Raw genomic sequence first — 23,293 nt, 5'->3', positions numbered from 1 at the left:
TAGCCTCAGCAGCCGATCACGTCGACGACATCGCCGGCGCGGTAGTCGTGCACGCCCTCGGGCAGCACGATCAGCGCATTGCTGTCGGCTGCCGCGCGCAACTGGTGCGAAGCATCGGCCGCATTCGGCATGACCTGCAACCGGCCATCCGGCGCACTTGCCAGCCAACCGCGCAGGAACTCCAGGCGCTCGTGGGACTTCCGCCAAGGGGCGCCGAGGACCGCCTTCCATTGCGGCCTCGCCTCGCGACGGCGCTGCAATCCATCCAGCACCTCGCGACCCAGCGTCAGGAACGTCGCCAGCACGGAGACCGGATTGCCCGGCAGGCCGAGGAACAGGGCGCGATCCATCTCGCCGAACAGCACCGGCATGCCCGGCTTCATCCGCACCTTCCAGAAGTGGATGCGGCCATGCGCAGCCAGCAGGCCGGGCAGATGATCCTTCTCGCCTGCCGACACGCCGCCGCAGGTGATGACCAGATCGAACGCCGCGGCAGCGTCGGTCAGCAGCGTCGTCATGCGCTCGGGATCGTCCGGCAGGCTCGGCCATGCGGTCGGTTCCAGGCCTTCCGCGCGCAGCAGCCCCATCACCAGCTCGCGATTGCTGTTGTAGATCCGGCCGGGCGCCAGTGGCAGTCCCGGCTCCACCAGCTCATCTCCCGTCGTGAACACGGCGACGGTCGGGCGTTGCGCGACCGCGAGCGACGCGATGCCCAGCGCCGCCGCCAGCGAGACGCGCGCCGGCGTCAGCCACTGACCTTCGGAAAGTACGTGGGTACCAGCGGCCACGTCCTCGCCGGCACGGCGAACATCGTTGCCCTGCGGCAGTCCCGCTGGCACAAGGATGCGGCCCTCGTTCTCGACGCAGACTTCCTTCATGGCGACGCTATCGGTGCCCGCAGGAAGGGGCGCACCGGTGGTGATGCGGACGCATTCGCCCACCCCGACACCGAGGTCTTGCAGGGGGCCGGCGAACTGCTCACCGACGAGCCTCAGTGTCGTCGCGCCATCCCGGGAGAGGCTGGCATGCGCGAAGGCGAAGCCATCCATGCGACTGTTGTCGAAGGGCGGCAAGGCGATCGGCGAGGTGATGTCCTCGGCCAGCGCACGGCCGCTGGCGCGCGTCACCGGTACGCGCTCGGCCTTCAACATGCGGTTGCCGGCGACCTCGCGGATGGTCTCCGCGGCGGCGGCGAAATCGATGCGGGTCGGGTAATCCGTCACTTGCCGCGCTTGACGTGCCGGATCAGGCGACGCTTCTTGGCGATCTGCTTCTCGGTCAGCACGTTCTTCTTGCCCTCGTAGGGATTGGCGCCCTCGCGGAAGATGAAACGCACCGGCGTACCGACCAGTTTGAAACGCTTGCGGAAGAAGTTCTCCAGGTAGCGCTTGTACGACTCCGGCAGCACCTTCAGGCGCGTGCCATGCACGATGAACGTCGGCGGATTGGCGCCGCCGGGATGCACATAGCGCAGCTTGGAGACGTGGCCGCGGATGCTCGGCGGCGGATTGGTCTCGTAGGCGATCTCGAGCGCCTTGTTGACCTCGCTGGTGCCGAACTCCTTGGTCGCCGACGCGTGCGCGCGGTGGATCGCCTTGAACAGTTCGCGCATGCCGGATCCGTGCAGTGCGGAGATCCGCACGACCTCGGCCCATTCGACGAACCCCAGCTTGCGGGCGAGCAACGCTTCGGCCTGCTCGCGCTGGTAGGCGGTCAATCCGTCCCACTTGTTGATCGCCACGACCAGCGCGCGGCCGGCGTCGAGCACGGCACCCAGTACGCTGGCATCCTGGTCGGTGACGCCCTCGGTGGCATCCAGCAACAGCACGGCCACCTGGCACTGTTCGATGGCTTGCAGCGTCTTGACCACACTGAATTTTTCGACCGCCTCCTCGACCTTGCCCTTGCGGCGCAGGCCTGCGGTGTCGATCAGGCGGTACTGGCGTCCGTCGCGCTCCATGTCCACCGCGATCGAATCGCGCGTGGTGCCCGGTACTTCGGACGCGATCATGCGCTCTTCGCCCAACAGCCGGTTCACCAGCGTGGACTTGCCCACATTGGGGCGACCGACGAACGCCACCCGCATGCGGTCGGGATCGTTGTCGAGGCCGGCGGTGGCGCCCTCTTCCGGCAAGCGCTGGTGCACTTCTTCCAGCAGGTCGTCGATGCCCTGACGGTGCGAGGCCGAGATGGTGACGACATCGGCAAAGCCGTAGCGCGCGAAATCCGCGATCGCCGTGGTCTCGTTGATGCCATCGATCTTGTTGATGACCAGCAGCGTCGGACGCGCGGTCTTGCGCAGCCAGGCCAGGATCTCGTCGTCGAGCGCGGAGGCGCCTTCGCGGCCGTCCACGATGAACAGCACCAGGTCCGCCTCTTCGGCCGCCGCCCTCGCCTGGCGCGCGGTCGCCCCCGCGAGGCCTTCCTCCTCGCCGGCGATGCCGCCCGTGTCGACAACCAGGAACGGATCCTCCTCATCCAACCGGCAGACCCCGTAGTTGCGGTCGCGGGTCACGCCGGGCTGGTCGTGCACGAGCGCATCACGACTGCGGGTCAGCGCATTGAACAGGGTGGACTTGCCGACGTTGGGACGGCCCACCAGGGCGACGAGGGGCAGCATGCAGGGGGCAACCGTAAAGAAGGAGGTCGCCGGAGGCTCGCCGCCACGCAGGTGGCGCGACAGCTCCGGTCGGTCAAGGGGCCGCCATGGTATCGGAATACGCCCTCTTCCGCGAAAAAGGGCCGCAATGCGGCCCTTTCTGATGACGAGGGAGCGGCCAGGCCGCTCCTTTTCCGGGCTTACTTGAAGCCGAACGCGGTCAATCCGCCTTCCACATCCTGCACCAGCAGGATGCCGTCGGCCACGACCGGCTTGCCACGGATGGCCTTGCCACCGACGCGCGCGCGCGCTGCCACGTCGCCGTTGTCCGTCTTCAGCCAGTGCAGGTAGCCATCGAAGTCGCCGACGACCGCATAGTCGCCATGGATGGTCGGCGCCGTAAGTGAGCGGCGGGCCAGCGTGGTATTCGACCACTGGGCACTGCCGCTGTACTTGTCCAGACCCCAGACTGTGCCGGCCGGATCGGACACGACGACGACGCTGCTGGTCACGCCGAGTCCGCCGGCGCCGCCATTGTCGCGCGTCCACAACGGACGCCCGGAGGGACCCTCGAGAGCGACCGTTTCCTTCTTGAAGCTTGTGACGTACAGCGTGGTGCCTTCCAGCACGGGAGCGCCATCGACATCGGCCATGCGCTCCAGTTCACTGCGGCCTTCCGGAATGCCGACGGCCTGCGTCCACATCGGACGCCCGTCGTTGGCCCCGAGCGCGGTGACCGTGCCGTCGTCGCTGGCCGCGAACACCACGCCCGGGCCGATGACGACAGGCGCGTTGCCCCGCACGGTGAGGCTGGGGAGTTCGTTGTTCCAGAACCAGCGCCGCTCGCCATTCTCGGACGAAAGCGCCGTCACGCGACCGTCGTTGGTACGGACATAGACCAGGCCCTGGCCAACGGCAGGCGCCGCGATGACCTCGTTCGGTACCTTGGCCTGCCATTTTTCGGTGCCCGTGGCGGCGTCGAGTGCGATCACCTGACCATCGAGCGTGCCGACGACCACCAGACCCTGTCCGGCCCCCGGTCCACCCGACAGGCGCAGGTCGGACTTGTACTGCCACGCCTGCTTGCCCGTCTGCAGGTCGAAGGCACGTACGCCGCCTTCCACGGCCGCCGCGTAGACGCGGCCATCCTCCACGACCGGGGCCTGCTGCAGGCCGAGACGCTTCTCGCCCTTGCCGATATTGGCACTCCACAGCTTGGCGACGGATGCCGACGGCGTGAAGTCGACGAGCTCGGCCGGATCGACCGGCTTCTCGCCTTCCTTGTCCTTGCTCGAGAACCAGCCCTTCACCGTGCTGCAGCCGCCAAGCGCGACGACGAGTGCGAGCGCCGCGACAAGGCGTACCGGGGAACCGGAAGCGCGCTTCATGCCGCACCCCCGGTCTTGGGCGGGGTACCGCCGGCGTCGATCAGCTTGAGTTCCACCAGCCGACGCTGCGGGGACACCGCATCCAGCGTGGTCAGCGCACGGATATAGGCATCCTGCGCTTCCTTGGTCTTGCCGGTCGCCAGCAGTGCATCGCCGCGCACTTCGAGGCTGGACGCGTCGTCCGACTTGTCGAGCACTTTCAGTGCTTCGTCGTGCTTGCCCGCGTCGATCAGCAGGCGGGCGAGCCGCAGATTGACCAGCGGTCGCAGCGCATCGTCGGGCGTCAGCGTACGCAAGGTGGCGATGGCGGCATCGCGCTCGCCCGCCTGGATCTGCGCCTTGGCCAGTTGCAGGCCGGCGACGTCGGCATAGAGCTCGTCTTCCTTCACCAGCGCGTCCACCGCGCCCTGGGTCTTCTTCAGGTCGCCCTTGGCGAGCCCTTCGACCGCCGTCTGGTAACTCTGGTACGCCTGCTCTTTCTTGCCGGCCTGATCCTTCTGCCACCACTGCCAGCCGAGGATCACGGCCAACCCCAGGACCACGCCTCCCAGCAGGCCGGCACCGTTGTTCCTCAGCCAGCTGCGGACACGTTCGCTTTGTTCGTGCTCGTCGAGCAGATCGTCAATCGCCATGCGCTCTCTTGCCCCGTCTCATGCGGGGTCTCGGTCTAGGTTGGAAAGACCCGCGCGCGGGTCAGTCAACGACCGGCGCCAGGGAACCCTCAGAGGATACCGTAAAGCGTGCGACGTTCGCTCGCTGGTACGGCGCCAAATCCACCGTACTCCCCGCTTGCTGAACCTCGACCGCCGTCGCATCGCCCAGTTTGACGCGGCCGACCTCGCCCTGTGCGTAGCGACGCTCATCGCCTGCCCGCAACAGCGCATGCTCGACCTTGCGGCCATCGGGCGCATTCACCTCGACCCAGCTGTCGCCCTTGAACGACAGCGAAAGCCAGGGGGCGGCCGAGCGCGGCAAGGGCGCCATCGACGCCACGTACGGTGCCGCTTGCGGACGAGCGCCCGTTCGAGCGGGCTTGTCCGCGGGTTCCTCGGAGGCGACGGAGGCATCGGCCACGACGTCCAGCGACGCGGTCGCGGCATCGGAGTCGCCGGACGGGCGAAGGGCCATCCAGACCGGCGTCACGATGACCAGCGTCAGCACCGCATAGACCGCGCGCCGCTTGAAGCTTTCGAAGACATACTGGAGGCGTGGCGTATGGCTGTGGCTGACCAGCTCTGCCGGCCTCGCCACGACGGCATCCGCCTGCTGCAGGAAAGGCTCCACATCCACCTTCAGCAGGCGGCCATAACTTCGCAGTTGCCCGCGGACGAAGACGGCACCGCCCGACTGGTCCCACTGCCCTGCTTCGAGGGCCTGCAGCACCTTGGCGGGCATTTTCAGCCGCTGACTGACTTCCTGCAATGAAAGGCCGGCCTGTTCACGCGCCGACCGCAACGCCGCGCCGCACCCCTGCGGCGGGGGCACATCCCCGACTACCGACTGCATCATGGCCCTGCATTTCCCCCGGTTGTGACGTCCTGCGCGTCGGGGAACTCCGCCCGAATGCGCTGAACATATCGACTGGCAGCGGCCTTGTCGCCGAGTCTGTCCTCAATCTGTGATGCGAGTTTCAACACGGCCGCGCTGGCCGGTGCAGCAGCCAGCCGACGCTCGACGAAAGCGCGAGCGGACATGTACTGCTGCTGGGTGAATTCGAGTTCGGCCATGGCTTCCAGCGCTACGGCATTGGCAGGGTCGAGCGCCAATGCCTGCCTCAGATCGCGTGCCGCACGCTCCTTTTGGCCGGCCTTCAGCGCGCAGCTGCCCGCATTCGCGACGGCTGCGCCGGGAGTGGCATATCCGGGGGCGCCGATGGCCCGGTCGAACCAGACCAGCGACTCGGCGGCGAAACCATTCGCGCACAGCCAGGTGCCGTAATTGTTCTGGGTCGCGCCCACCTTCGGCGCCAGTTCGGCTGCCCGGCGATAGGACTCGCCCGCCTTGTCGTGACGTCCCTGGCGGTCCTCGATCACCGCCAGCAGGGTCAGCGCATCCACGGAATCCGGGGACAGTTTCAGTGCCGACCGCGCATCTTTCTCGGCAGCCTCCAACTGGCCCGCCTGAAGCCGCTGCAGGGTACGCGCGAGAATCGTCTGGACGTTCTGCCGGCGCTTCACTTCCGGGCTGTCCTTGACCGCGTAGTCGGGCAGCTCTTCCTGGCCATCCAGCTGACCCATCTTGCCCTTGGGGCGCACGAAGGTGAGGCGACTGCAGGCCGTGGCCAGCAGGACGGTGATCAGCAGCAGGCAGATCGCCTTAAGCCGCATCGTCGATGCCCTGTTCCTGCAACTGCCGGCGGAACTCGGCCTGGCGACGGGTACGGTCCATCACCTGCCCTTTCAACTGGCCGCAGGCCGCGTCGATATCGTCGCCGCGGGTCCGGCGGACCATCGTTAGCACCTGCGCATCGAGCAGCAGTTTCTGGAAAGCGCGGATGTCTTCCTCGGGCGCGCGTTCATAGCGTGTTCCCGGGAAGGGGTTGAACGGGATCAGGTTGACCTTGCCGGCATCCTTCAGCTGCGCGGCATTGCTGAACTTGCGCATCAACTGCGCCAGCTGGCGCGCATGCTCGGGCTGGTCGTTGACGCCCTTCATCAGCGTGTACTCGAACGTCACCGAGTCGCGCTTCTTGTTCGCGCGCAGGTAGCGTACGCACGAGGCCATCAGGTCGGCGATCGGATACTTCTTGTTGAGCGGCACCAGTTGCTCGCGCAACGCGTCGTTCGGCGCGTGCAGCGATACCGCGAGCGATACGTCCGTTTCGGTCGACAGCCGATCGATCATCGGCACCAGGCCGGAGGTCGACAGCGTGACGCGCTTGCTGGCCAGGCCGTAACCCAGGTCGTCGCGCATGATGTTCATCGCGCGCACGACGTTGTCGAAGTTCAGCAGCGGCTCGCCCATGCCCATCATCACCACGTTGGTGAGACGGCGGTTCTGCGCGGGCACGTTACCCAGATGGCGCGCCGTCACCCACACCTGGCCGATGATCTCCGCCGTGGTCAGGTTGCGGTTGAAACCCTGGGTCGCGGTCGAGCAGAAGGTGCAGTTCAGACCACAACCGACCTGCGACGACACGCACAGCGTGCCGCGGTTCTTGTCGGGGATGTACACGGTTTCGACGGCGTTCTTGCCGTCCACGCCCATGCCGAGCAACCACTTGTGCGTACCGTCGGCGGAGGGCTTGTCGAACACCACCTGCGGCACGAGGACTTCGGCATGTTCCTGCAGCTTCGCGCGCAGGTTCTTGCCGAGGTCGGTCATCTCGTCGAAGTCGGTGACGTACCGATGATGGATCCACTTCATCACCTGGTGCGCGCGGAACTTCTGCTCGCCCAGCTTGCCGGTGAAGAACTGCTCCAGACCTTCACGGTCCAGATCCATCAGGTTCTGCTTCGCAGACACAGGCACGCCGACGGCCACGGACGGAGCGTCCGTGGCCAGCTTCAACTCGATCGGCGGCAGTTCGTGGCTGCTCATCACGTATCGCTCAGCGCGAGAACACTTCGGTCGCGGCGAAGAAGTACGCGATCTCGATGTTCGCATTCTCGACCGAGTCCGAGCCGTGCGCGGCGTTGGCGTCGATGGAATCGGCGAAGTCGGCGCGGATCGTGCCCGGCGCGGCGTCCTTCGGGTTGGTGGCGCCGAGGATGTCGCGATGCTTCAGCACGGCGTTCTCGCCTTCCAGCACCTGGATGGCGACCGGACCGGAGATCATGAACTCGACCAGCGCGTTGAAGAACGGACGCTCGCGGTGCACGGCGTAGAAACCTTCGGCTTCACGACGCGACAGATGCTTCATCTTCGAGGCGACGATCTTCAGGCCGTTCTTTTCGAAACGGGCATAGATTTCGCCGATGACGTTCTTGGCGACGGCATCGGGCTTGACGATCGACAGGGTGCGCTCCAGCGCCATGGGGATTCTCTCCGTTGGGCGGGCCACTGAAGACCCGAGGTTAACATGAAAAACCCGCGTCGAAACGCGGGCTTAGACCAGAAAGCGTAGCGAGATTCTAACGTATCGGCCGGAAGTGTGCAGCCGCCCTGATGGTGGATTTGCTGCTTCGCAGCATGACACCCCGCCCACGCCGGGCAGACAATGGATCAAACAAGCGTTTGATTCAGGTCCCGGAGGAGTGATGGGCAACACCACGCATTTTTCGACGAAGGAACGGATCCTGGGGGCCGCCGAAGAGCTGTTCGCCCAGCACGGATTCGCCGGTACCTCGCTCCGGCAGGTCACCAGCCGGGCGGACGTCAACATCGCCGCGGTCAACTACCACTTCGGCAGCAAGGAAAACCTGGTCAACGAGGTCTTCCGCCGCCGCATGGACGACATGACCGTCGCCCGTCTTTCCCTGTTGGAGAAGGCCCTGGGCGATCGCCCGGGCGAGCTCGAACCCATCCTCGCCGCTTTCGTCGAACCGGCTCTTGCGCTGGCCCAGGACCGTCATGGCGGTGGCGCCTTCGTCCGTGTCATCGCCCGTGCCTACGCCGAGAAGAATGACGGACTGCGCAAGTTCCTGTCCGACCATTACGGCCACGTACTCCGCGAATTCGGCAAGGCCATCGCTGCCTGCGTCCCGGGCCTGAGCAAGGAAGAGCTCTACTGGCGCCTGGACTTCTTCTCCGGCGCGCTGACCTATGCGATGGCCGACTTCGGCCTGATCAAGCGCCCCACGGGTGTCACCGAAGCGGCCCACCGTGAGCGTGCTGCCCGTGAACTGATCCGCTTCGCCGAGGCCGGCCTGCGCGCCGACCGCACCTGACACCCCCTGCCATCCAAGGAAATCCCATGTCCAACCCCCTGCTTGTTCGCAAGGCGGCCGTGCTGGGCGCCGGCGTGATGGGCGCGCAGATCGCCGCCCACCTGACCAATGCCGGCGTCGACACCGTGCTGTTCGACCTGCCCGCCAAGGACGGTCACCCCGACGGCATCGTCCAGAAGGCCATCGCCAACCTGGCCAAGCTCAGCCCTGCCCCGCTGGCCAGCAAGTCGCTGGCCGAGGCGATCACCCCGGCCAACTACGAGACCGGGCTGGAGCACCTGAAAGGCTGCGACCTGATCATCGAAGCCATCGCCGAGCGGATGGACTGGAAGCAGGACCTGTACAAGAAGATCGCCCCGTTCGTGGCCGATCACGCCGTGCTCGCCAGCAATACCTCGGGCCTGGGCATCAACAAGCTGGCCGAAGTTCTTCCGGAACAGCTTCGCCACCGCTTCTGCGGCGTGCACTTCTTCAATCCGCCGCGGTACATGCACCTGGCCGAACTGATCCCGGCCAAATCCACCGACGCCTCGGTGCTGGAAGGCCTCGAGACCTTCCTGACCACCACGCTCGGCAAGGGCGTGGTCTACGCCAAGGACACGCCGAACTTCATCGGCAACCGGATCGGCGTGTTCTCGATCCTGGCCACCGCCCACCACACGGGCGAGTTCAAGCTGGGCTTCGACGAGGTGGATGCCATCACCGGTCCGCTGATCAGCCGTCCGAAGTCGGCGACCTACCGCACCTCGGACGTGGTGGGCCTAGACACCATGGCGCATGTCATCAAGACCATGGCCGACACCCTGCCGGAGGATCCTTGGCACAGCTATTTCAAGGCGCCGAAGTGGCTGGAAGCGCTGATCGCCAAGGGCGCGCTGGGCCAGAAGACCGGCGCCGGCATCTTCCGCAAGGTCGGCAAGGACATCGTGGTCCTCGACCTGGAGAAGCAGGACTATCGCGCCTCGGACCGCACCGCGGCACCCGAGGTGGTCGAGATCCTGAAGATCCGCAACCCGGCCGAGAAGTTCGCCAGGCTGCGCGAGAGCCAGCATCCGCAGGCGCAGTTCCTGTGGGCGGTGTTCCGCGACCTCTTTCATTACAGCGCTTACCACCTGGCCGACATCGCCGAGACCGCACGTGACGTCGACCTGGCCATCCGCTGGGGCTACGGCTGGAGCCTTGGCCCGTTCGAGACCTGGCAGGCCGCCGGCTGGAAGCAGGTGGCGCAGTGGATCGCCGACGATATCGTGGCCGGCAAGGCCATGAGCAGCGCGCCGTTGCCGAACTGGGTATTCGACGGCCGCGAGGGCGTGCATGCGGCCGAGGGCAGCTACAGCCCGGTCAAGAACGCCAAGCTGCCACGCTCTTCGCTGGCCGTGTACAGGCGCCAGCGCTTCCCCGATCCGCTGCTCGGCGAGGTCTTCCCGCAGGGCGAGACGGTGTTCGAGAACGACGGCGTGCGCCTGTGGACCGACGGCGACGGTATCGGCGTGGTCAGCTTCAAGACCAAGATGCACACCGTGTCCGACGCCGTGCTGGATGGCCTGCAGCAGGCGATCACCATCGCCGAGCAGACGTTCAAGGGCCTGGTGATCTGGCAGCCGAAGGAGCCCTTCTCCGCCGGCGCCGACCTGGCCGGGGCGCTGGGTGCGTTGCAGGCGGGCAAGATCGCCGAGTTCGAAGCGATGGTCGCCAACTTCCAGGCCACCAGCCAGCGCATCAAGTATTCGCTGGTCCCGGTCGTGGCGGCCGTGCGTGGCCTGGCGCTCGGCGGCGGCTGCGAGTTCCAGATGCATAGCGCCCGCACGGTGCTCGCGCTGGAGAGCTACATCGGCTTGGTCGAAGCGGGCGTCGGCCTGCTGCCGGCCGGCGGCGGCCTGAAGGAAATCGCCGTGCGCGCGTCGCAGGCCGCGGGTCCGGGCGGCGACGTGTTCGCCGAGCTGAAGAAGACCTTCGAGACCGTGGCGATGGCCAAGGTCTCCGCCTCCGCCGTGGAGGCGAAGGAACTGGGCCTGGTGCGCGCCAACGACCTGGTCGTGTTCAACGCCTACGAGCAGCTCTACGTGGCCAAGCAGCAGGTGCTGCAACTGTCCGAAAGCGGCTATCGCCCGCCGCTGCCCGCCCGCCGCATCCAGGTGGCCGGCGACGTCGGCATCGCCACTTTCAAGATGATGCTGGTCAACATGCTTGAAGGCCGCTTCATCAGCCCGTACGACTACGAGATCGCGGTGCGCATCGCCACCGTGCTGTGCGGCGGCGAGATCGACCGCGGTTCGCTGGTCGACGAGGAGTGGCTGCTGAAGCTGGAACGCCAGCATTTCGTCGAGCTGGCCCAGCAGGAAAAGACCCAGGCCCGCATCGCGCACATGCTGAAGACCGGCAAGCCGCTGCGTAACTGACCGACGACGACACAGGACACAGAGACATGAGCAAGCAAGTACAAGAAGCCTATATCGTCGCCGCTACCCGCACCCCGGTCGGCAAGGCGCCCAAGGGCGTGTTCCGCAACACCCGTCCGGACGACATGCTGGCGCACGTGCTGAAGTCGGTCGTGGCGCAGGCGCCGGGCATCGACCTCAACCGCATCGACGACGCCATCATCGGCTGCGCGATGCCGGAAGCCGAGCAAGGCATGAACGTGGCGCGCATCGGCCTGCTGCTCGCGGGCCTGCCGAACACGATCGCGGCGCAGACCATCAACCGGTTCTGCTCCTCCGGCCTGCAGGCCGTGGCGATGGCGGCGGACCAGATCCGGCTCGGCAACGCCGACCTGATGCTGGCCGGCGGCACCGAGAGCATGAGCATGGTGCCGATGATGGGCAACAAGATCGCTATGGCGCCCAGCGTGTTCGACAACGACCACGTGGCCATCGCCTACGGCATGGGCATCACCGCCGAGAAGGTGGCCGAAGAATGGAAGATCTCGCGCGAGGATCAGGACGCCTTCGCCGTCGCCTCGCACCAGAAGGCGCTGGCCGCGCAGGCCGCTGGCGAATTCAGGGACGAGATCAGCCCGTACGAAGTGATCTCGCGCCAGCCCGACCTGGCCGGCAACACGGTGCGCCTGAAGAAGCTGCTGGTCGAGCAGGACGAAGGCCCGCGCGCCGACACGTCGCTGGAAGGCTTGGCCAAGCTGCGTACCGTGTTCCGCAACCCGCAGTTCGGCGGCACCGTGACTGCCGGCACCTCGTCGCAGATGAGCGACGGCGCGGCTGGCGTGCTGCTGGCCTCGGAGCAGGCGATCAAGGACTACGGCCTGACCCCGCTCGCCCGCTTCGTCAGCTTCTCCGTCGCCGGCGTCCGCCCGGAAGTGATGGGTATCGGACCGATCGCGGCGATCCCGAAGGCATTGAAGCAGGCCGGCCTGACCAAGGACCAGCTGGACTGGATCGAACTCAACGAAGCCTTCGCCGCGCAGGCGCTGGCGGTAATCCGCGACAGCGAACTGGATGCGTCGAAGATCAATCCGCTGGGCGGCGCGATCGCGCTCGGTCATCCGCTGGGCGCGACCGGCGCCATCCGCACCGCCACGATCGTGCACGGCATGCGCCGCCACCAGAAAAAGTACGGCATGGTGACCATGTGCATCGGCACCGGCATGGGCGCGGCGGGCATCTTCGAATCGCTGTAAGCGAACCCATTGCATGCTGCAAGAAGAGATGGCGCCGTGAGGCGCCATTTCCTTGTCTGCCAGCGGCGGGCTTCACGCCATCCGCGCGCCGTCGGGCACAGGGCGTTCAACCGTGGTGATCACCACACCCTCGTCGGTATGGAAGCCGGTCAGCAGGAACTCCGACACGAACGGCCCCACCTGCTTCGGCGGAAAGTTGATCACGCCCACGATCTGCCGTCCGATCAGATCCTCCGGCGCATAAAGCGCCCGGACCTGCGCACTGGTCTTCCTGACGCCATGCGGGCCGAAATCGACCCACAGCTTCCACGCGGGCTTGCGTGCCTCGGGGAACGGTTCCACCCGCAACACCGTGCCCGCACAGAGTTGCACGCGCATGAAGTCGTCCCATGCGATGACGTCCATTGGCACCCTCATGTCCCCGCCCTCGCCTCTGCCCGTGCCTTCCATGCATCCCTGGCCTCGGCCCACCAATAGCTCACCTGCGCGCCCAGGAAGCCCGCGGGCTTCATCGCCGACACCAGACCGTACGCCGAGAACTCGCGCCAACGCGCGTCGCCTTCCGCGATGGCGGCGGCGATGACCTCGCCGGCGAGCGTCGTAGGCGCCACGCCATGGCCGCCGAACGCCTGCGCCACCCAGAGTCCCGGTTCGACCTGACCGATCTGCGGCATCTCATGGCGCGCATAACTCATCAGTCCGGACCATGCGTACTCGATGCCCACGCCCTCCAGTTGCGGAAAGACTTTCAGCATGTCCCGGTACAGCAGGCGCCTGACCGCCTGGGGTGAACGGTCGAGAATGGAAATGCGCCCGCCCCACAGCACGCGGGAATCCGGCAGCGGCCGATAGTAGTCGAAGGCGAAGCGGGTGTCGTAGACCGCCGCCCGGGTGCGCATCGCCTCGTCCATGCGCTCGCCGAGCGGCTCGGTGACCATCACGTAGGTCGCGATCGGCAGCACGCCCGCGTCGACCCGACGGTGCAGACCCGCCAGATATCCACCGCAGGCCAGCACCACCTGTCTGGCGTCCACGCTCCCCGATGGGGTCGTGACGCGCCAGCCCTCACCGACCTTCGCCAGCGAAACCGCGGGCGAATGCGCAAAGATCGAGACGCCCTGCTTGCCTGCCGCGCGCACCAGCCCGTTCGCATACTTCAAGGGATGGAAGTGGAAGGCGCTCGGTTCGAACAGGGCATCGTGGTAGCGCGTCGTGCGCAATCGCTGGCGGACGTCGTCGCGGTCCATCCATTGCCAGTCCTGCCCGAACACATCGGCAAGCAATGTCTGCCGCTGGCGAAGCACCGCCTGATCGCGGAACCAGTTCGCCCACAGGATGCCGACCTGGGCGTCATCGCAATCGATGCCGTGCCGCGCGATCCGGCCGCGGATCAATTCCACCGCCTGCGTCGTGCCGGCATACAGTGCTTTCGCACGCACCTGCCCCAGGTCGCGCAGCAGCGCCGACTCGCCCCGCGAGAAGCCTCCGAACACGAAGCCACCATTGCGGCCCGAGGCGCCGAAGGCAGGGGTATCCGCTTCGAGCAGCACGACCTCGCGGACGCCGCGCTCGGCCAGGCCCAGGGCCGTGTTCAGGCCGGCGAAGCCCCCGCCCACGACGCAAACCGATGCGTTCACTCGAGAGTCGAGCATCGACAGGGCGGGCTCGCCACCTGCCGTATCCACGTAGTAGTTGCGTGACGACATCTGCACGGCGCGGTTTCCCGGGGACGTTGAAAGCCGGAAACGCATCGGACGTTGCCGATGCCGGGACCGTCAACCGAGGTCCCGCACCCCGAGCTCATCCAGTGCGTTCTGCATCGTATCGCGCGCGGCGTCGCTGAGTTTCTCGTGATCGAGCGCGTAGCGGATCGTGGCTTCGATCAACCCGATATGCGTACCGCAGTCGAAACGCGTGCCCTGGAAGCGGTAGGCATGCACTGGCTTTTCCGCCAGCAGCGCGGCGATGGCGTCGGTCAGCTGGATCTCGCCGCCGGCGCCGGGCGTGGTGCTTTCGAGCAGCGAAAAGATGCGTGCATCCAGAACATAGCGACCGACCACAGCGAGCGTGCTGGGCGCCACGTCAGGCCTGGGTTTCTCGACGATCGCGCTGATGCGTCCCTCGCGCCCGGCGAAGGTCTCGGTGGCGACGATGCCGTAACTCGCCGTCTGTTCCGGCGGCACATCCTGCACCGCAATAACGCTGCCACCGCTCGCTTCCGCCGCATCCGCCATCTGCTTGAGTGCGCCGGGACCCCGGTTCCAGATCAGGTCATCGGGCAGCAGCACGGCGAACGGCTCGTCGCCGACGATGGGTTTGGCGCAGAGCACCGCATGTCCCAGACCCAGCGCTTCGGCCTGGGTGACGAACACGGCGCGCACATGCGGCGGCAGTACGTTGCGCACCAGTTCGAGCTGCTCGGTCTTGCCCGCGCGCTCCAGCTTCTGCTCGAGTTCGTACGCTTTGTCGAAGTAATCCGCCACCGCATGCTTGTAGCGGTTGGTGACGAAGATCAGCGTATCGCAGCCCGCCTCGATCGCCTCGTCCACGGCGTACTGGATCAACGGCCGATCGATGATCGGCAGCATCTCCTTGGGAACGGTCTTGGTCGCCGGCAGAAAGCGTGTGCCCAGGCCGGCGACGGGGAATACGGCCTTACGGATTCTTGCTCGAGTCATCGGATCCTGCGCGCATCGCGGCCTGGGAAAACCACGATATTAGCCGAGGCGTCGTCAAGATCATTTGACAGCGGGGCGAACTCCGGTACGGCGACCTTGAGTACCTCACCCAGTTCTGCGGTGTCATAGCGGGTGTAGGCCGCACGCAAGCGCTGCAACGCGAGGTCCAGAAACTCCGGCGATACGTCACGCGCCAGCGCCTTCATGATCTTCGAGTGCGATGTGGGCTGGTAACGCTCATCCGCGTGGAACAACGTTTCATGCAATTTCTCGCCCGGGCGCAGGCCGGTATAGACGATCACGATGTCGCGCCCGGGCTGCTTGCCTGCCAGGCGGATCATCTGCTCGGCCAGCAGGCGGATCGGCACGGGATCGCCCATGTCCAACGTGTAGATGGACGCGTGGGCCGCTCCGGACGCCGCCTGCAGGATCAACTGGCATGCCTCCGGAATCGTCATGAAGTAGCGGGTGACGTCCGGGTCGGTAACCGTCACCGGTCCGCCCTTGCGTATCTGCTCGCGAAACAGGGGGACCACGCTGCCGGCCGAATCCAGCACGTTGCCAAACCGCACGGTGACATAGCGCGTACCCGAGCGCGCATCATCCAGCGCCTGGCAGGCCATTTCGGCAAGGCGCTTGGTCGCCCCCAGCACATTGACCGGATCCACGGCCTTGTCCGTCGAGATGAGGACGAAGGTACCCACGCCAGCCTCGCGGCAGGCACGCGCGACCGTCTCCGTCGCCAGGACGTTGTTGCCGACCGCCTCTCGCAGGTGACCCTCCAGCAACGGGACCTGCTTGTAGGCCGCCGCATGGAAGACCGCATCCGGCTCCGCCACCCGCAAGGCATGCGCGATGACGGCGGGATCGCCGCAATTACCGAGAACGGGGAGGACTTCGAGGTCCGGGAAGGCGCGCCGCAGGTCGCCCTGGATCGTGATCAGGGCCAGTTCGTCGATCTCGACCAGCGCGATCCGCTGCGCGCCATGACGCGCGCACTGCCTGCAGAGCTCCGAACCGATCGACCCGCCCGCGCCCGTCACCATGACGGTGCGACCGCCCAGCCAACCGCGAATCAGCTTCCAGTCCGGCGTGACCGACTTCCGTCCCAGCAGGTCTTCGATCGCGACTTCCTTCAAGTCGCCCGGCATGGACTGGCCTTCTAGGACATTGACCAGCCGAGGCACCATCCTGAACGGCAGCCCCGTGCTTTCGCAGATCGCCACGACACGCTGCATGGAAGGCGCATCGAGCGATGGCATGGCGATGACAAGCATGCGTGCGGCGGTCTCGCGCGCGACCGCCGCCGCGTTTTCGAGCCCGCCAAGCACCGGAACACCCAACAGCTTGGACCCGTGCAATCGGGACGCGTCGTCGAGGAAGGCGACGGGATGGTAGACACCGGTCCGGCGCAGCTCCCTGACAAGCGCTTCACCGGCTCGCCCAGCGCCTAGTACCAGTACGCGCGAGGCATTGTCGCTGCTGCGCTGGACCTGACCGTCTTTCCAGGCCCGGTAAACAAGCCGGGGGAGCCCCAAGAAGCCCACCAGTGCGAAGGGATAGAATCCCAGCACGGCCCGCGGCGTGGACCCGAACCGGTTGTAGAAGAACAGACCAAGGACCACGCCGAGGAACCCCAGGGCGCAAGCCTTCACGATGTTCCACAGGTCCGGGAGACTGGCGAAGCGCCAGAGGCCGCGATACAACCCCATCCACCAGAACACCGCGCCCTGGGCAAGAAGGACGACCGCGATCTCGTTGGACCACAAAGGGAACTCTGGCTGGTGCGGGAGCATCGCATAGCGGACCCGGTGCAGAACCTGCCAGCACAGCCAGACCATGGCCAGATCGTGGATTGCCACCAGGGCACGGGGCATGAACCCGCTCAAACGGTCCCGCCAGGATTCCATTAGCTCCCTCTCCCAATACTAGCCGCGCCATCCTCGGCGCAATAAAACCCACAGCGCGCCACCCGCAACATAGAGCGCAGCTACAACACAGACGGCGGTGAAATGCGACGCCGGCGTCCACACATAGCTTAACAATAAGCTTACACCGCCGAATGCTATGTAAATCACTGTTACAGCGGTATGTCCGATCCGTCGAGCCATGACCTGGTAAAGGTGGCTGACATGCGGTGTCCACCATTGTTCGCCGCGCAGGATGCGCCCTGACAATGTGAAGCCAGCGTCGACGAGGAATACGCCGAGCGGCAGCAATAACAAGGGAACTTTGGCCGACGGCAGTTGAACCGCACCCGCTGTCGCCAGCGCCGCCAGTATGTACCCCAGCGCGCCACTGCCCACATCTCCCAGGAAAATCCTGGCGCGGGGGAAGTTGAAAGGCAGAAAGCCCAGGCAGCCGGCGAGCAACGCCAGCGCCAACCCATGCCACTCGCCGGTCAAGAGCACGGCGTAGCTGAGTGCCGCCAGCGCAGCCTGGCTCGCGGCGAGGCCATTGATGCCATCCATGAAGTTCCAGACATTGACCAGGACCATCGCCGCTGCGAACGCCGCGACAGCCGGTAACCACTGACCGCTCTGCCACCCCACCCCCAGCGCCAACATGAGCGCCGCGACGGCCTGCACCGCGAGCCGCAACCAAGGCGAAAGGGGGCGGTGATCGTCCCACCAGCCAATCCCGGACACGATCAGGAGTCCGGGGAGAAACCCGAGCCACATGGCATCGACCGGTTCGCGCCGGGTCGCCAGGTAAGCGCCGGCCAGCAGCACCACCAGCACAATGGCGATACCGCCGCCACGAGGCGTGGCGACCGTATGGCTGCGCCGGTCGCCTGGTTGATCCATGAGGTTGCCGCGCAACGCGTAGTGCAGCGCCCCCCACGTGCCCACCCCGGCGGCGGCAGACAGCCCCCCCACCCAGACGAACGCGTCAGGCATCAAACCACCGCGTAGTTCAAAAGCGGCTTGACCGTCCCCCACTCCTTGCAGCTGGGGCACTGCCAGTGGTGGGTCCGCGCCCCGAAACCGCAGCGTGTGCAGCGGTAGCTGGGATTGCGCACCAACAGTTGGTCGGTGATGTGCTTCAGGTCGTGCAGGGTAGCGGCGGGATCCGCCCCTTCCGCCAGCGTCAGGTCGATCAATGAGGCCTCGCCCCTGACCGATGGCCGGTCCTTGAGCTGCCTGGCCAGGTACGCGCGTGCGGCGGCCACGCCCTCCTGCCGCTCGACCAGCTTGGTCAGCGCCAGCACCGGTGCGATGCCGCGATAGTGCTCACACATCTCGGACAGGAAAGCGCGCGCGCCGGACAAGTCGCCGACCTGGTCATAGCTGGCGAGCAGGCTGGGCAGCACTTCAGGAAGATAGTCGGGGTCATGGCGCGCGGCGCGCTCGAATGCGCGGATGGCGGCTTCCGCATTGCCGGCATCGGACTCGATACGTCCTTCGATGATGCCCGCACGCACGCTGCCGGCATCGGCCTGGTAGGCGCGGGCTACCGCCGAGCGGGCCGCCTCGATGTTGTTCGCGGTGCGTTGCCGCTCGGCAAGTTCGCATTCGAACTGCGCCACCAGTTTGCCCATCGGCTCCGCCGTCACTTCCTCGTAGCGACGGGCATTGTCGATCGCCTTTTCCCAATCCCTCTCCGCCTGGTAGATGCCGATCAGGTGCTTGAGTGCCTGCGGTGCGCGCTGGTCGATCTGGGCCAGGTCGGAGAAGACCGTTTCCGCACGATCAAGAAGCCCCGAACGCATATAGTCCTCGCCCAGCGCCAGCAATGCCTGCACACGTTGCGCATCGCTGAGGTCGGCACGCTGCACCAGCCCCTGGTGGAGGCGGATGGCACGGTCCACCTCGCCGCGCCGGCGAAACAGGTGACCCAGTGCGACCTGGGTCTCGAAGGTTTCCTTGTCCAGTTCCGCGATGTGCAGGAACAGTTCGATGGCCTTGTCCGGCTGCTCGTTGAGCAGATAGTTGAGGCCGCGGAAGTAGGTGCTGGAAAGACGGCTGACCTGGGTATCCCCATGCCGTTGTCCGCCGCGGCGGCCGACGATCCAGCCGCTGAGCGCGGCCAGCGGGAGGAACAGGAAGAACCAGAACCATTCGGTCAGGAACGCCATGGGTCAGACGCCGCCGTCGACGGTCGTTGCGCCTGTGCTGTTCGCGGTCGTTGCGGCGGCCCGGGTCGCCTTGCGCAACTTGGCGTAAAGCGGCCATACCAGCGTGGCCAGCACGATCAATCCGCCGACCACCACGCCCAGCAGCAGGGACAGCATGATGCCCACGCCGGACGAGGTCTGGAATTCGGTGAACAGGAGTTTCAGCGTGATCGACTGCGTGTTGAGCACGCCGATGATGAGTCCGTAGGCCAGGAACAGCAGAGCGACGACCAGGCGGAACATGTTCATCAGGCGACTCCTTGCAGGACGGCGCCTAGCTTAACGGAGTCGGCGCGGAACGACACGCGCCAGTCGCAGGGGCTATTCCCCGCTTTCCTCGATGGGCGTGACGTCGCTGACGCGTTCGCGCAGCTCCTTGCCCGGTTTGAAATGGGGAACATGCTTGGCCGGCAGCGCGACCGACTCGCCGGTCTTGGGGTTGCGACCCATGCGCGGCGGACGGTAGTGCAGCGAAAAACTGCCGAAACCCCGGATCTCGATGCGGTCGCCCTGCGACAGGGCGCCGCCCATCATTTCCAGCAATGCCTTGACGGCCAGGTCCACATCCTCCGCCTTGAGGTGCGGCTGGCGGCGGCTGAGGATCTCGATGAGTTCGGATTTGGTCATCGCGTGCGGAAGTCGGGCGGGTGAACCCGCACCGGCCCGGGATATCCGGGCCGGCGGGGAACGTTACTGCGGGTGGTACTGCAACGGCGCGAGCCGCGCTTACTCGGACTTGCCACCGTCCAGCTGCGCGCGCAGCAGCGCGCCCAGGCTGGTGGTACCGGTGGACGCTTCGGCGGCCGACTTGTTGTACTCCGCCAGCGCTTCGGCCGTCTCGGCTTCGTCCTTCGCCTTGATCGACAGCTGCAGCGTGCGGCCCTTGCGGTCCATGCCGATGAACTTGGCTTCGACCTTGTCGCCGACCTTCAGGTGCTGGCTGGCATCGTCCACGCGGTCGTAGCTGATGTCCCGCGCCATCACGTAGCCCTCGATGCCGTCGGCCAGTTCGACCGTGGCGCCCTTGGCGTCCACTTCCTTCACCGTGCCTTCGACCTTCGAGCCCTTCGGATGCGCCGCCATGTACTGGCCGAACGGATCCTGCTCCAACTGCTTCACGCCCAGGCTGATGCGCTCGCGCTCCGGATCGACGGCCAGCACGACGGCTTCCAGCGTGTCGCCCTTCTTGAAGTTGCGGACGATGTCTTCGCCGGTGGTGTTCCAGCTGATGTCGGACAGGTGGATCAGGCCGTCGATGCCGCCGTCCAGGCCGATGAAGATGCCGAAGTCGGTGATCGACTTGATCTGGCCGGACACCTTGTCGTTCTTCTTGTGGGTGGCCGCGAAGGTCTCCCACGGATTGGCGGCGACCTGCTTCATGCCCAGCGAGATGCGGCGACGCTCTTCGTCCACGTCCAGCACCATGACTTCGACTTCATCGCCAACCTGGACAACCTTGGACGGGTTGACGTTCTTGTTGGTCCAATCCATCTCGGACACGTGCACCAGACCTTCGACGCCCGGCTCGATCTCGACGAACGCACCGTAATCGGTGACGTTGGAGACCTTGCCGAACACGCGGCTGTTGGCCGGGTAACGGCGGGCGATGTTGTCCCACGGATCCTCGCCCAGCTGCTTCAGGCCCAGCGAGACGCGGTTGCGCTCACGGTCGTACTTCAGCACACGGACGTCCAGCTCCTGGCCGACTTCCACGACTTCGGACGGATGACGCACGCGCTTCCACGCCATGTCGGTGATGTGCAGCAGGCCGTCGATGCCGCCCAGGTCGACGAACGCGCCGTAGTCGGTGAGGTTCTTGACCACACCCTTCAGCACCACGCCTTCCTGCAGCTTGTCCATCAGCTGCTCGCGCTCTTCCGAATGCTCGCTCTCGACCACCGCACGGCGGGAGACGACCACATTGTTGCGCTTGCGATCCAGCTTGATGAGCTTGAACTCCAGCTCCTTGCCTTCCAGGTAGCCCGGGTCGCGCACGGGGCGCACGTCGACTAGCGAGCCCGGCAGGAACGCGCGGACGTCCTTGATGTCGACGGTGAAACCACCCTTGACCTTGCCGCTGATGCGGCCGGTGATGGTTTCGTTCTTCTCCAGCGCCTGCTCCAGCTCGTCCCACACCATGGCGCGCTTGGCCTTCTCGCGCGAGAGGACGGTTTCGCCGAAGCCGTTCTCGATCGAGTCGAGGGCCACCTTCACTTCGTCGCCCACGCCCACGTCGATTTCGCCGGCGTCGTTCCGGAACTGTTCGATCGGCACGATGCCTTCGGACTTCAGGCCGGCGTTGATCACCACCACGTCGTTGCGGACTTCCACGACGACGCCGGTGACGATGGCGCCCGGCTTCAGCTTGGCCAGTTGGGTCTGGCTCTGTTCAAACAGTTCGGCAAATGATTCGGTCATTGAAAAAATACTCGGTTGATGAAACAGACCGGCGCACGCGGTGCGGACGGTCCACCCGTTGTCGGCCTCCGCGGGATGCGTATGGCCGTGAGTGTTGTGGTTGGAAAACCGCCCGGGGGATTCCGAACGGACCTTCTGCTGCGCGGGAATCAGCCTGCACGTGCAGGCACAAGGGCCAGCACGCGCTCGACGACCGCATCGATACCGAGGCCGGTGGTGTCGATGAGGATGGCGTCGTCGGCCGGCCTCAGAGGCGCCACCGTGCGCTGGGCGTCACGGGCATCGCGGGCGAGGATCTCGCGCAGCAGACCGTCGATTGTGACGGAAACCCCTTTGTCTTTCAACTGCTTATAGCGCCTTTCCGCCCGTTCGTCGGCGCTGGCGGTCAGAAAGACCTTGTAGGGCGCATCCGGGAAGATGACCGTCCCCATGTCGCGACCGTCGGCGACCAGGCCCGGACGCTGCCGGAACGCCCGCTGGCGCTCCTTGAGCGCCGAGCGGACCTCGGGAATCGCCGCGATGGCCGAGGCCAGCGCCCCCGTCGTCTCGAGGCGAAGCTCGTCCGTGGCATCAAGATCGTCGACGATCACCCGCAGGCCCTGTTCCGATTCCCTGAAGCTCACCCGGGTATCGAATGCACACCGGACCAGGGCAGCGGGGTCGGAAATGTCCAGATCGGCCCAACTGGCCGCCACGCCGACCGCCCGGTACAAGGCCCCCGAGTCCAGGTAATGCCAGCCCAGCCGGGCCGCCGCCAGGCGGCTCACGGTTCCCTTGCCGGCACCGGAGGGGCCATCGATGGTAAGGACGGGGGCGGTGTCGGACATGGGCACTCCAGGAGGATTTTCGCCACCATTATGGCGTCCGAGGGAGGCCTGGAATCCCCCGGCAACGATCGATACGTGCAACCGCTTGATAAGCCAGCGGAATTGCCGCTAGAATAGCGGGCTTCGCTTCACCCCATATTCTTTTACGCCGAGGTTTCAACTCATGAAGGTCCTGTCCTCCCTGAAGTCGGCGAAGGCCCGTCACCGCGACTGCAAGGTGGTCCGCCGCCGCGGCAAGGTCTTCGTGATCTGCAAGTCCAATCCCCGCTTCAAGGCGCGCCAGCGCTGAGAAACGGCACTGCCGGCTCAGGCCGGCAATGCGAGAAAAGCCGCCTTCGGGCGGTTTTTTGTTGCTGCCATGCAGGGCGGCCACCGTCCGGGCCACCGACAAGCGATGTCAAAAGCGGCTCCCGACCGCCTTTTTGTTGCCTGCCTTTTGTTATAAAAGGCAGATCATCCAGGGGAGTTCCACCATGAGCCGTCGCGCCCTCGCATATCCGTTGATCGTCCTGCTCGGCCTCGCCGGTCCGGCGTCCGCCGACACCCTGCTGATCGAGCGTGCCCAGGAGCAACCCGCCGCTGCGCCGGTCCGTGGACAGACCACTGCCGATGTCAAAGCCCGCTTCGGTGCGCCCCAGCAGAAGCTGGAGCCGCGCGGCGGCCAGAAGCGGCAGTGGCCGGTAATCCATCGCTGGGTCTACCCGGGCTTCACCGTCTACTTCGAAAAGAGCCGCGTCATCGACGTGGTACTGAACAAGGCGTCCGCCGAAGAAATCGGCCCCAAGCCTCCCATTCGCTGACCGGCG

The 23,293-nt window shown here is 65.9% G+C and carries 23 protein-coding genes; 5 read left to right on the top strand and 18 right to left on the bottom strand.

The window, feature by feature from the left end; all coding sequences use genetic code 11:
* Positions 1-5: 5 nt before the first annotated feature.
* From AC1Q5B_RS19970 to ndk, 8 genes are all read right to left on the bottom strand, one after another.
* On the bottom strand, positions 6-1,223 hold the full coding sequence (locus AC1Q5B_RS19970; RefSeq protein ID WP_492633188.1) for a molybdopterin molybdotransferase MoeA: 1,218 nt from the start codon (positions 1,221-1,223) through the stop codon (positions 6-8).
* Positions 1,220-2,620 (bottom strand): ribosome biogenesis GTPase Der, encoded by a 1,401-nt coding sequence (der, locus tag AC1Q5B_RS19965; protein ID WP_492633187.1) that lies wholly within the window; start codon positions 2,618-2,620, stop codon positions 1,220-1,222. The genes AC1Q5B_RS19970 and der overlap by 4 nt, the downstream gene beginning before the upstream one ends.
* Positions 2,621-2,799: 179 nt before the next feature.
* A complete protein-coding gene (gene bamB, locus AC1Q5B_RS19960) occupies positions 2,800-3,987 on the bottom strand; it encodes an outer membrane protein assembly factor BamB (protein WP_492633186.1) in 1,188 nt (395 codons plus the stop codon).
* Positions 3,984-4,619 carry a YfgM family protein gene (locus tag AC1Q5B_RS19955; protein ID WP_492633185.1) on the bottom strand — a complete coding sequence of 212 codons (636 nt, stop codon included), beginning with the start codon at positions 4,617-4,619 and terminating at the stop codon, positions 3,984-3,986. Before AC1Q5B_RS19955 ends, bamB begins: the two co-directional genes overlap by 4 nt.
* A gap of 61 nt (positions 4,620-4,680) precedes the next feature.
* A complete protein-coding gene (locus tag AC1Q5B_RS19950) occupies positions 4,681-5,496 on the bottom strand; it encodes a helix-turn-helix domain-containing protein (protein WP_492633184.1) in 816 nt (271 codons plus the stop codon).
* On the bottom strand, positions 5,493-6,314 hold the full coding sequence (gene pilW / locus AC1Q5B_RS19945) for a type IV pilus biogenesis/stability protein PilW (RefSeq protein WP_492633183.1): 822 nt from the start codon (positions 6,312-6,314) through the stop codon (positions 5,493-5,495). Before pilW ends, AC1Q5B_RS19950 begins: the two co-directional genes overlap by 4 nt.
* On the bottom strand, positions 6,304-7,527 hold the full coding sequence (rlmN, locus tag AC1Q5B_RS19940; protein WP_492633182.1) for a dual-specificity RNA methyltransferase RlmN: 1,224 nt from the start codon (positions 7,525-7,527) through the stop codon (positions 6,304-6,306). Before rlmN ends, pilW begins: the two co-directional genes overlap by 11 nt.
* A 10-nt stretch (positions 7,528-7,537) precedes the next feature.
* Complete coding sequence (gene ndk, locus AC1Q5B_RS19935; protein WP_162337947.1) at positions 7,538-7,963, bottom strand: nucleoside-diphosphate kinase; 426 nt, start codon at positions 7,961-7,963, stop codon at positions 7,538-7,540.
* Between the two features lie 223 nt (positions 7,964-8,186).
* On the opposite strand from ndk, the gene AC1Q5B_RS19930 reads away from it, so the two are divergent.
* From AC1Q5B_RS19930 to AC1Q5B_RS19920, 3 genes are read left to right on the top strand one after another with little or no spacing between them, the layout of a single operon-like run.
* Positions 8,187-8,816 carry a TetR/AcrR family transcriptional regulator gene (locus AC1Q5B_RS19930; RefSeq protein WP_492633181.1) on the top strand — a complete coding sequence of 210 codons (630 nt, stop codon included), beginning with the start codon at positions 8,187-8,189 and terminating at the stop codon, positions 8,814-8,816.
* Between the two features lie 26 nt (positions 8,817-8,842).
* Positions 8,843-11,215, top strand: a complete 2,373-nt coding sequence (locus AC1Q5B_RS19925; RefSeq protein ID WP_492633180.1) for a 3-hydroxyacyl-CoA dehydrogenase/enoyl-CoA hydratase family protein — start codon at positions 8,843-8,845, stop codon at positions 11,213-11,215.
* Between the two features lie 26 nt (positions 11,216-11,241).
* A complete protein-coding gene (locus tag AC1Q5B_RS19920; RefSeq protein WP_492633179.1) occupies positions 11,242-12,447 on the top strand; it encodes an acetyl-CoA C-acyltransferase in 1,206 nt (401 codons plus the stop codon).
* Between the two features lie 72 nt (positions 12,448-12,519).
* On the opposite strand, the gene AC1Q5B_RS19915 is transcribed toward AC1Q5B_RS19920, so the two are convergent.
* From AC1Q5B_RS19915 to cmk, 10 genes are all read right to left on the bottom strand, one after another.
* The gene (locus AC1Q5B_RS19915) at positions 12,520-12,852 is read right to left on the bottom strand and encodes a tRNA-binding protein (protein ID WP_492633178.1); all 333 of its coding nucleotides are present in this window, start codon (positions 12,850-12,852) and stop codon (positions 12,520-12,522) included.
* Between the two features lie 8 nt (positions 12,853-12,860).
* Positions 12,861-14,153 (bottom strand): NAD(P)/FAD-dependent oxidoreductase, encoded by a 1,293-nt coding sequence (locus AC1Q5B_RS19910; RefSeq protein ID WP_492633257.1) that lies wholly within the window; start codon positions 14,151-14,153, stop codon positions 12,861-12,863.
* A 69-nt stretch (positions 14,154-14,222) separates the two neighbouring features.
* Entirely contained in the window at positions 14,223-15,125 is a 903-nt protein-coding gene (galU, locus tag AC1Q5B_RS19905) for a UTP--glucose-1-phosphate uridylyltransferase GalU (RefSeq protein WP_492633177.1), read from the bottom strand.
* The gene (locus tag AC1Q5B_RS19900) at positions 15,122-17,035 is read right to left on the bottom strand and encodes a polysaccharide biosynthesis protein (protein ID WP_492633176.1); all 1,914 of its coding nucleotides are present in this window, start codon (positions 17,033-17,035) and stop codon (positions 15,122-15,124) included. The genes galU and AC1Q5B_RS19900 overlap by 4 nt, the downstream gene beginning before the upstream one ends.
* Positions 17,036-17,053: 18 nt before the next feature.
* Positions 17,054-18,025 (bottom strand): MraY family glycosyltransferase, encoded by a 972-nt coding sequence (locus AC1Q5B_RS19895; protein ID WP_492633175.1) that lies wholly within the window; start codon positions 18,023-18,025, stop codon positions 17,054-17,056.
* Positions 18,025-19,203 carry a lipopolysaccharide assembly protein LapB gene (gene lapB, locus AC1Q5B_RS19890; RefSeq protein ID WP_492633174.1) on the bottom strand — a complete coding sequence of 393 codons (1,179 nt, stop codon included), beginning with the start codon at positions 19,201-19,203 and terminating at the stop codon, positions 18,025-18,027. Before lapB ends, AC1Q5B_RS19895 begins: the two co-directional genes overlap by 1 nt.
* A 3-nt stretch (positions 19,204-19,206) precedes the next feature.
* Positions 19,207-19,491 carry a lipopolysaccharide assembly protein LapA domain-containing protein gene (locus AC1Q5B_RS19885; RefSeq protein WP_492633173.1) on the bottom strand — a complete coding sequence of 95 codons (285 nt, stop codon included), beginning with the start codon at positions 19,489-19,491 and terminating at the stop codon, positions 19,207-19,209.
* Between the two features lie 72 nt (positions 19,492-19,563).
* A complete protein-coding gene (locus AC1Q5B_RS19880) occupies positions 19,564-19,869 on the bottom strand; it encodes an integration host factor subunit beta (RefSeq protein ID WP_055944733.1) in 306 nt (101 codons plus the stop codon).
* Positions 19,870-19,968: 99 nt separating this feature from the next.
* Positions 19,969-21,660 (bottom strand): 30S ribosomal protein S1, encoded by a 1,692-nt coding sequence (gene rpsA, locus AC1Q5B_RS19875; protein ID WP_192267958.1) that lies wholly within the window; start codon positions 21,658-21,660, stop codon positions 19,969-19,971.
* A 149-nt stretch (positions 21,661-21,809) separates the two neighbouring features.
* Positions 21,810-22,487, bottom strand: a complete 678-nt coding sequence (gene cmk / locus AC1Q5B_RS19870) for a (d)CMP kinase (protein ID WP_492633172.1) — start codon at positions 22,485-22,487, stop codon at positions 21,810-21,812.
* 163 nt (positions 22,488-22,650) lie between these two features.
* Between cmk and ykgO the strand changes: the two genes are divergently transcribed.
* Both ykgO and AC1Q5B_RS19860 read left to right on the top strand, forming a co-directional pair.
* Positions 22,651-22,776: a type B 50S ribosomal protein L36 gene (gene ykgO / locus AC1Q5B_RS19865; protein ID WP_010342887.1), complete on the top strand. Its 126-nt coding sequence runs from the start codon at positions 22,651-22,653 to the stop codon at positions 22,774-22,776.
* A 184-nt stretch (positions 22,777-22,960) separates the two neighbouring features.
* Positions 22,961-23,287: a hypothetical protein gene (locus AC1Q5B_RS19860; RefSeq protein ID WP_492633171.1), complete on the top strand. Its 327-nt coding sequence runs from the start codon at positions 22,961-22,963 to the stop codon at positions 23,285-23,287.
* Positions 23,288-23,293: the final 6 nt, after the last annotated feature.

The organism is Pseudoxanthomonas sp. GW835-FHT14C01 (assembly GCF_058793715.1).
This window is presented reverse-complemented; position numbering and strand designations above follow the sequence as displayed.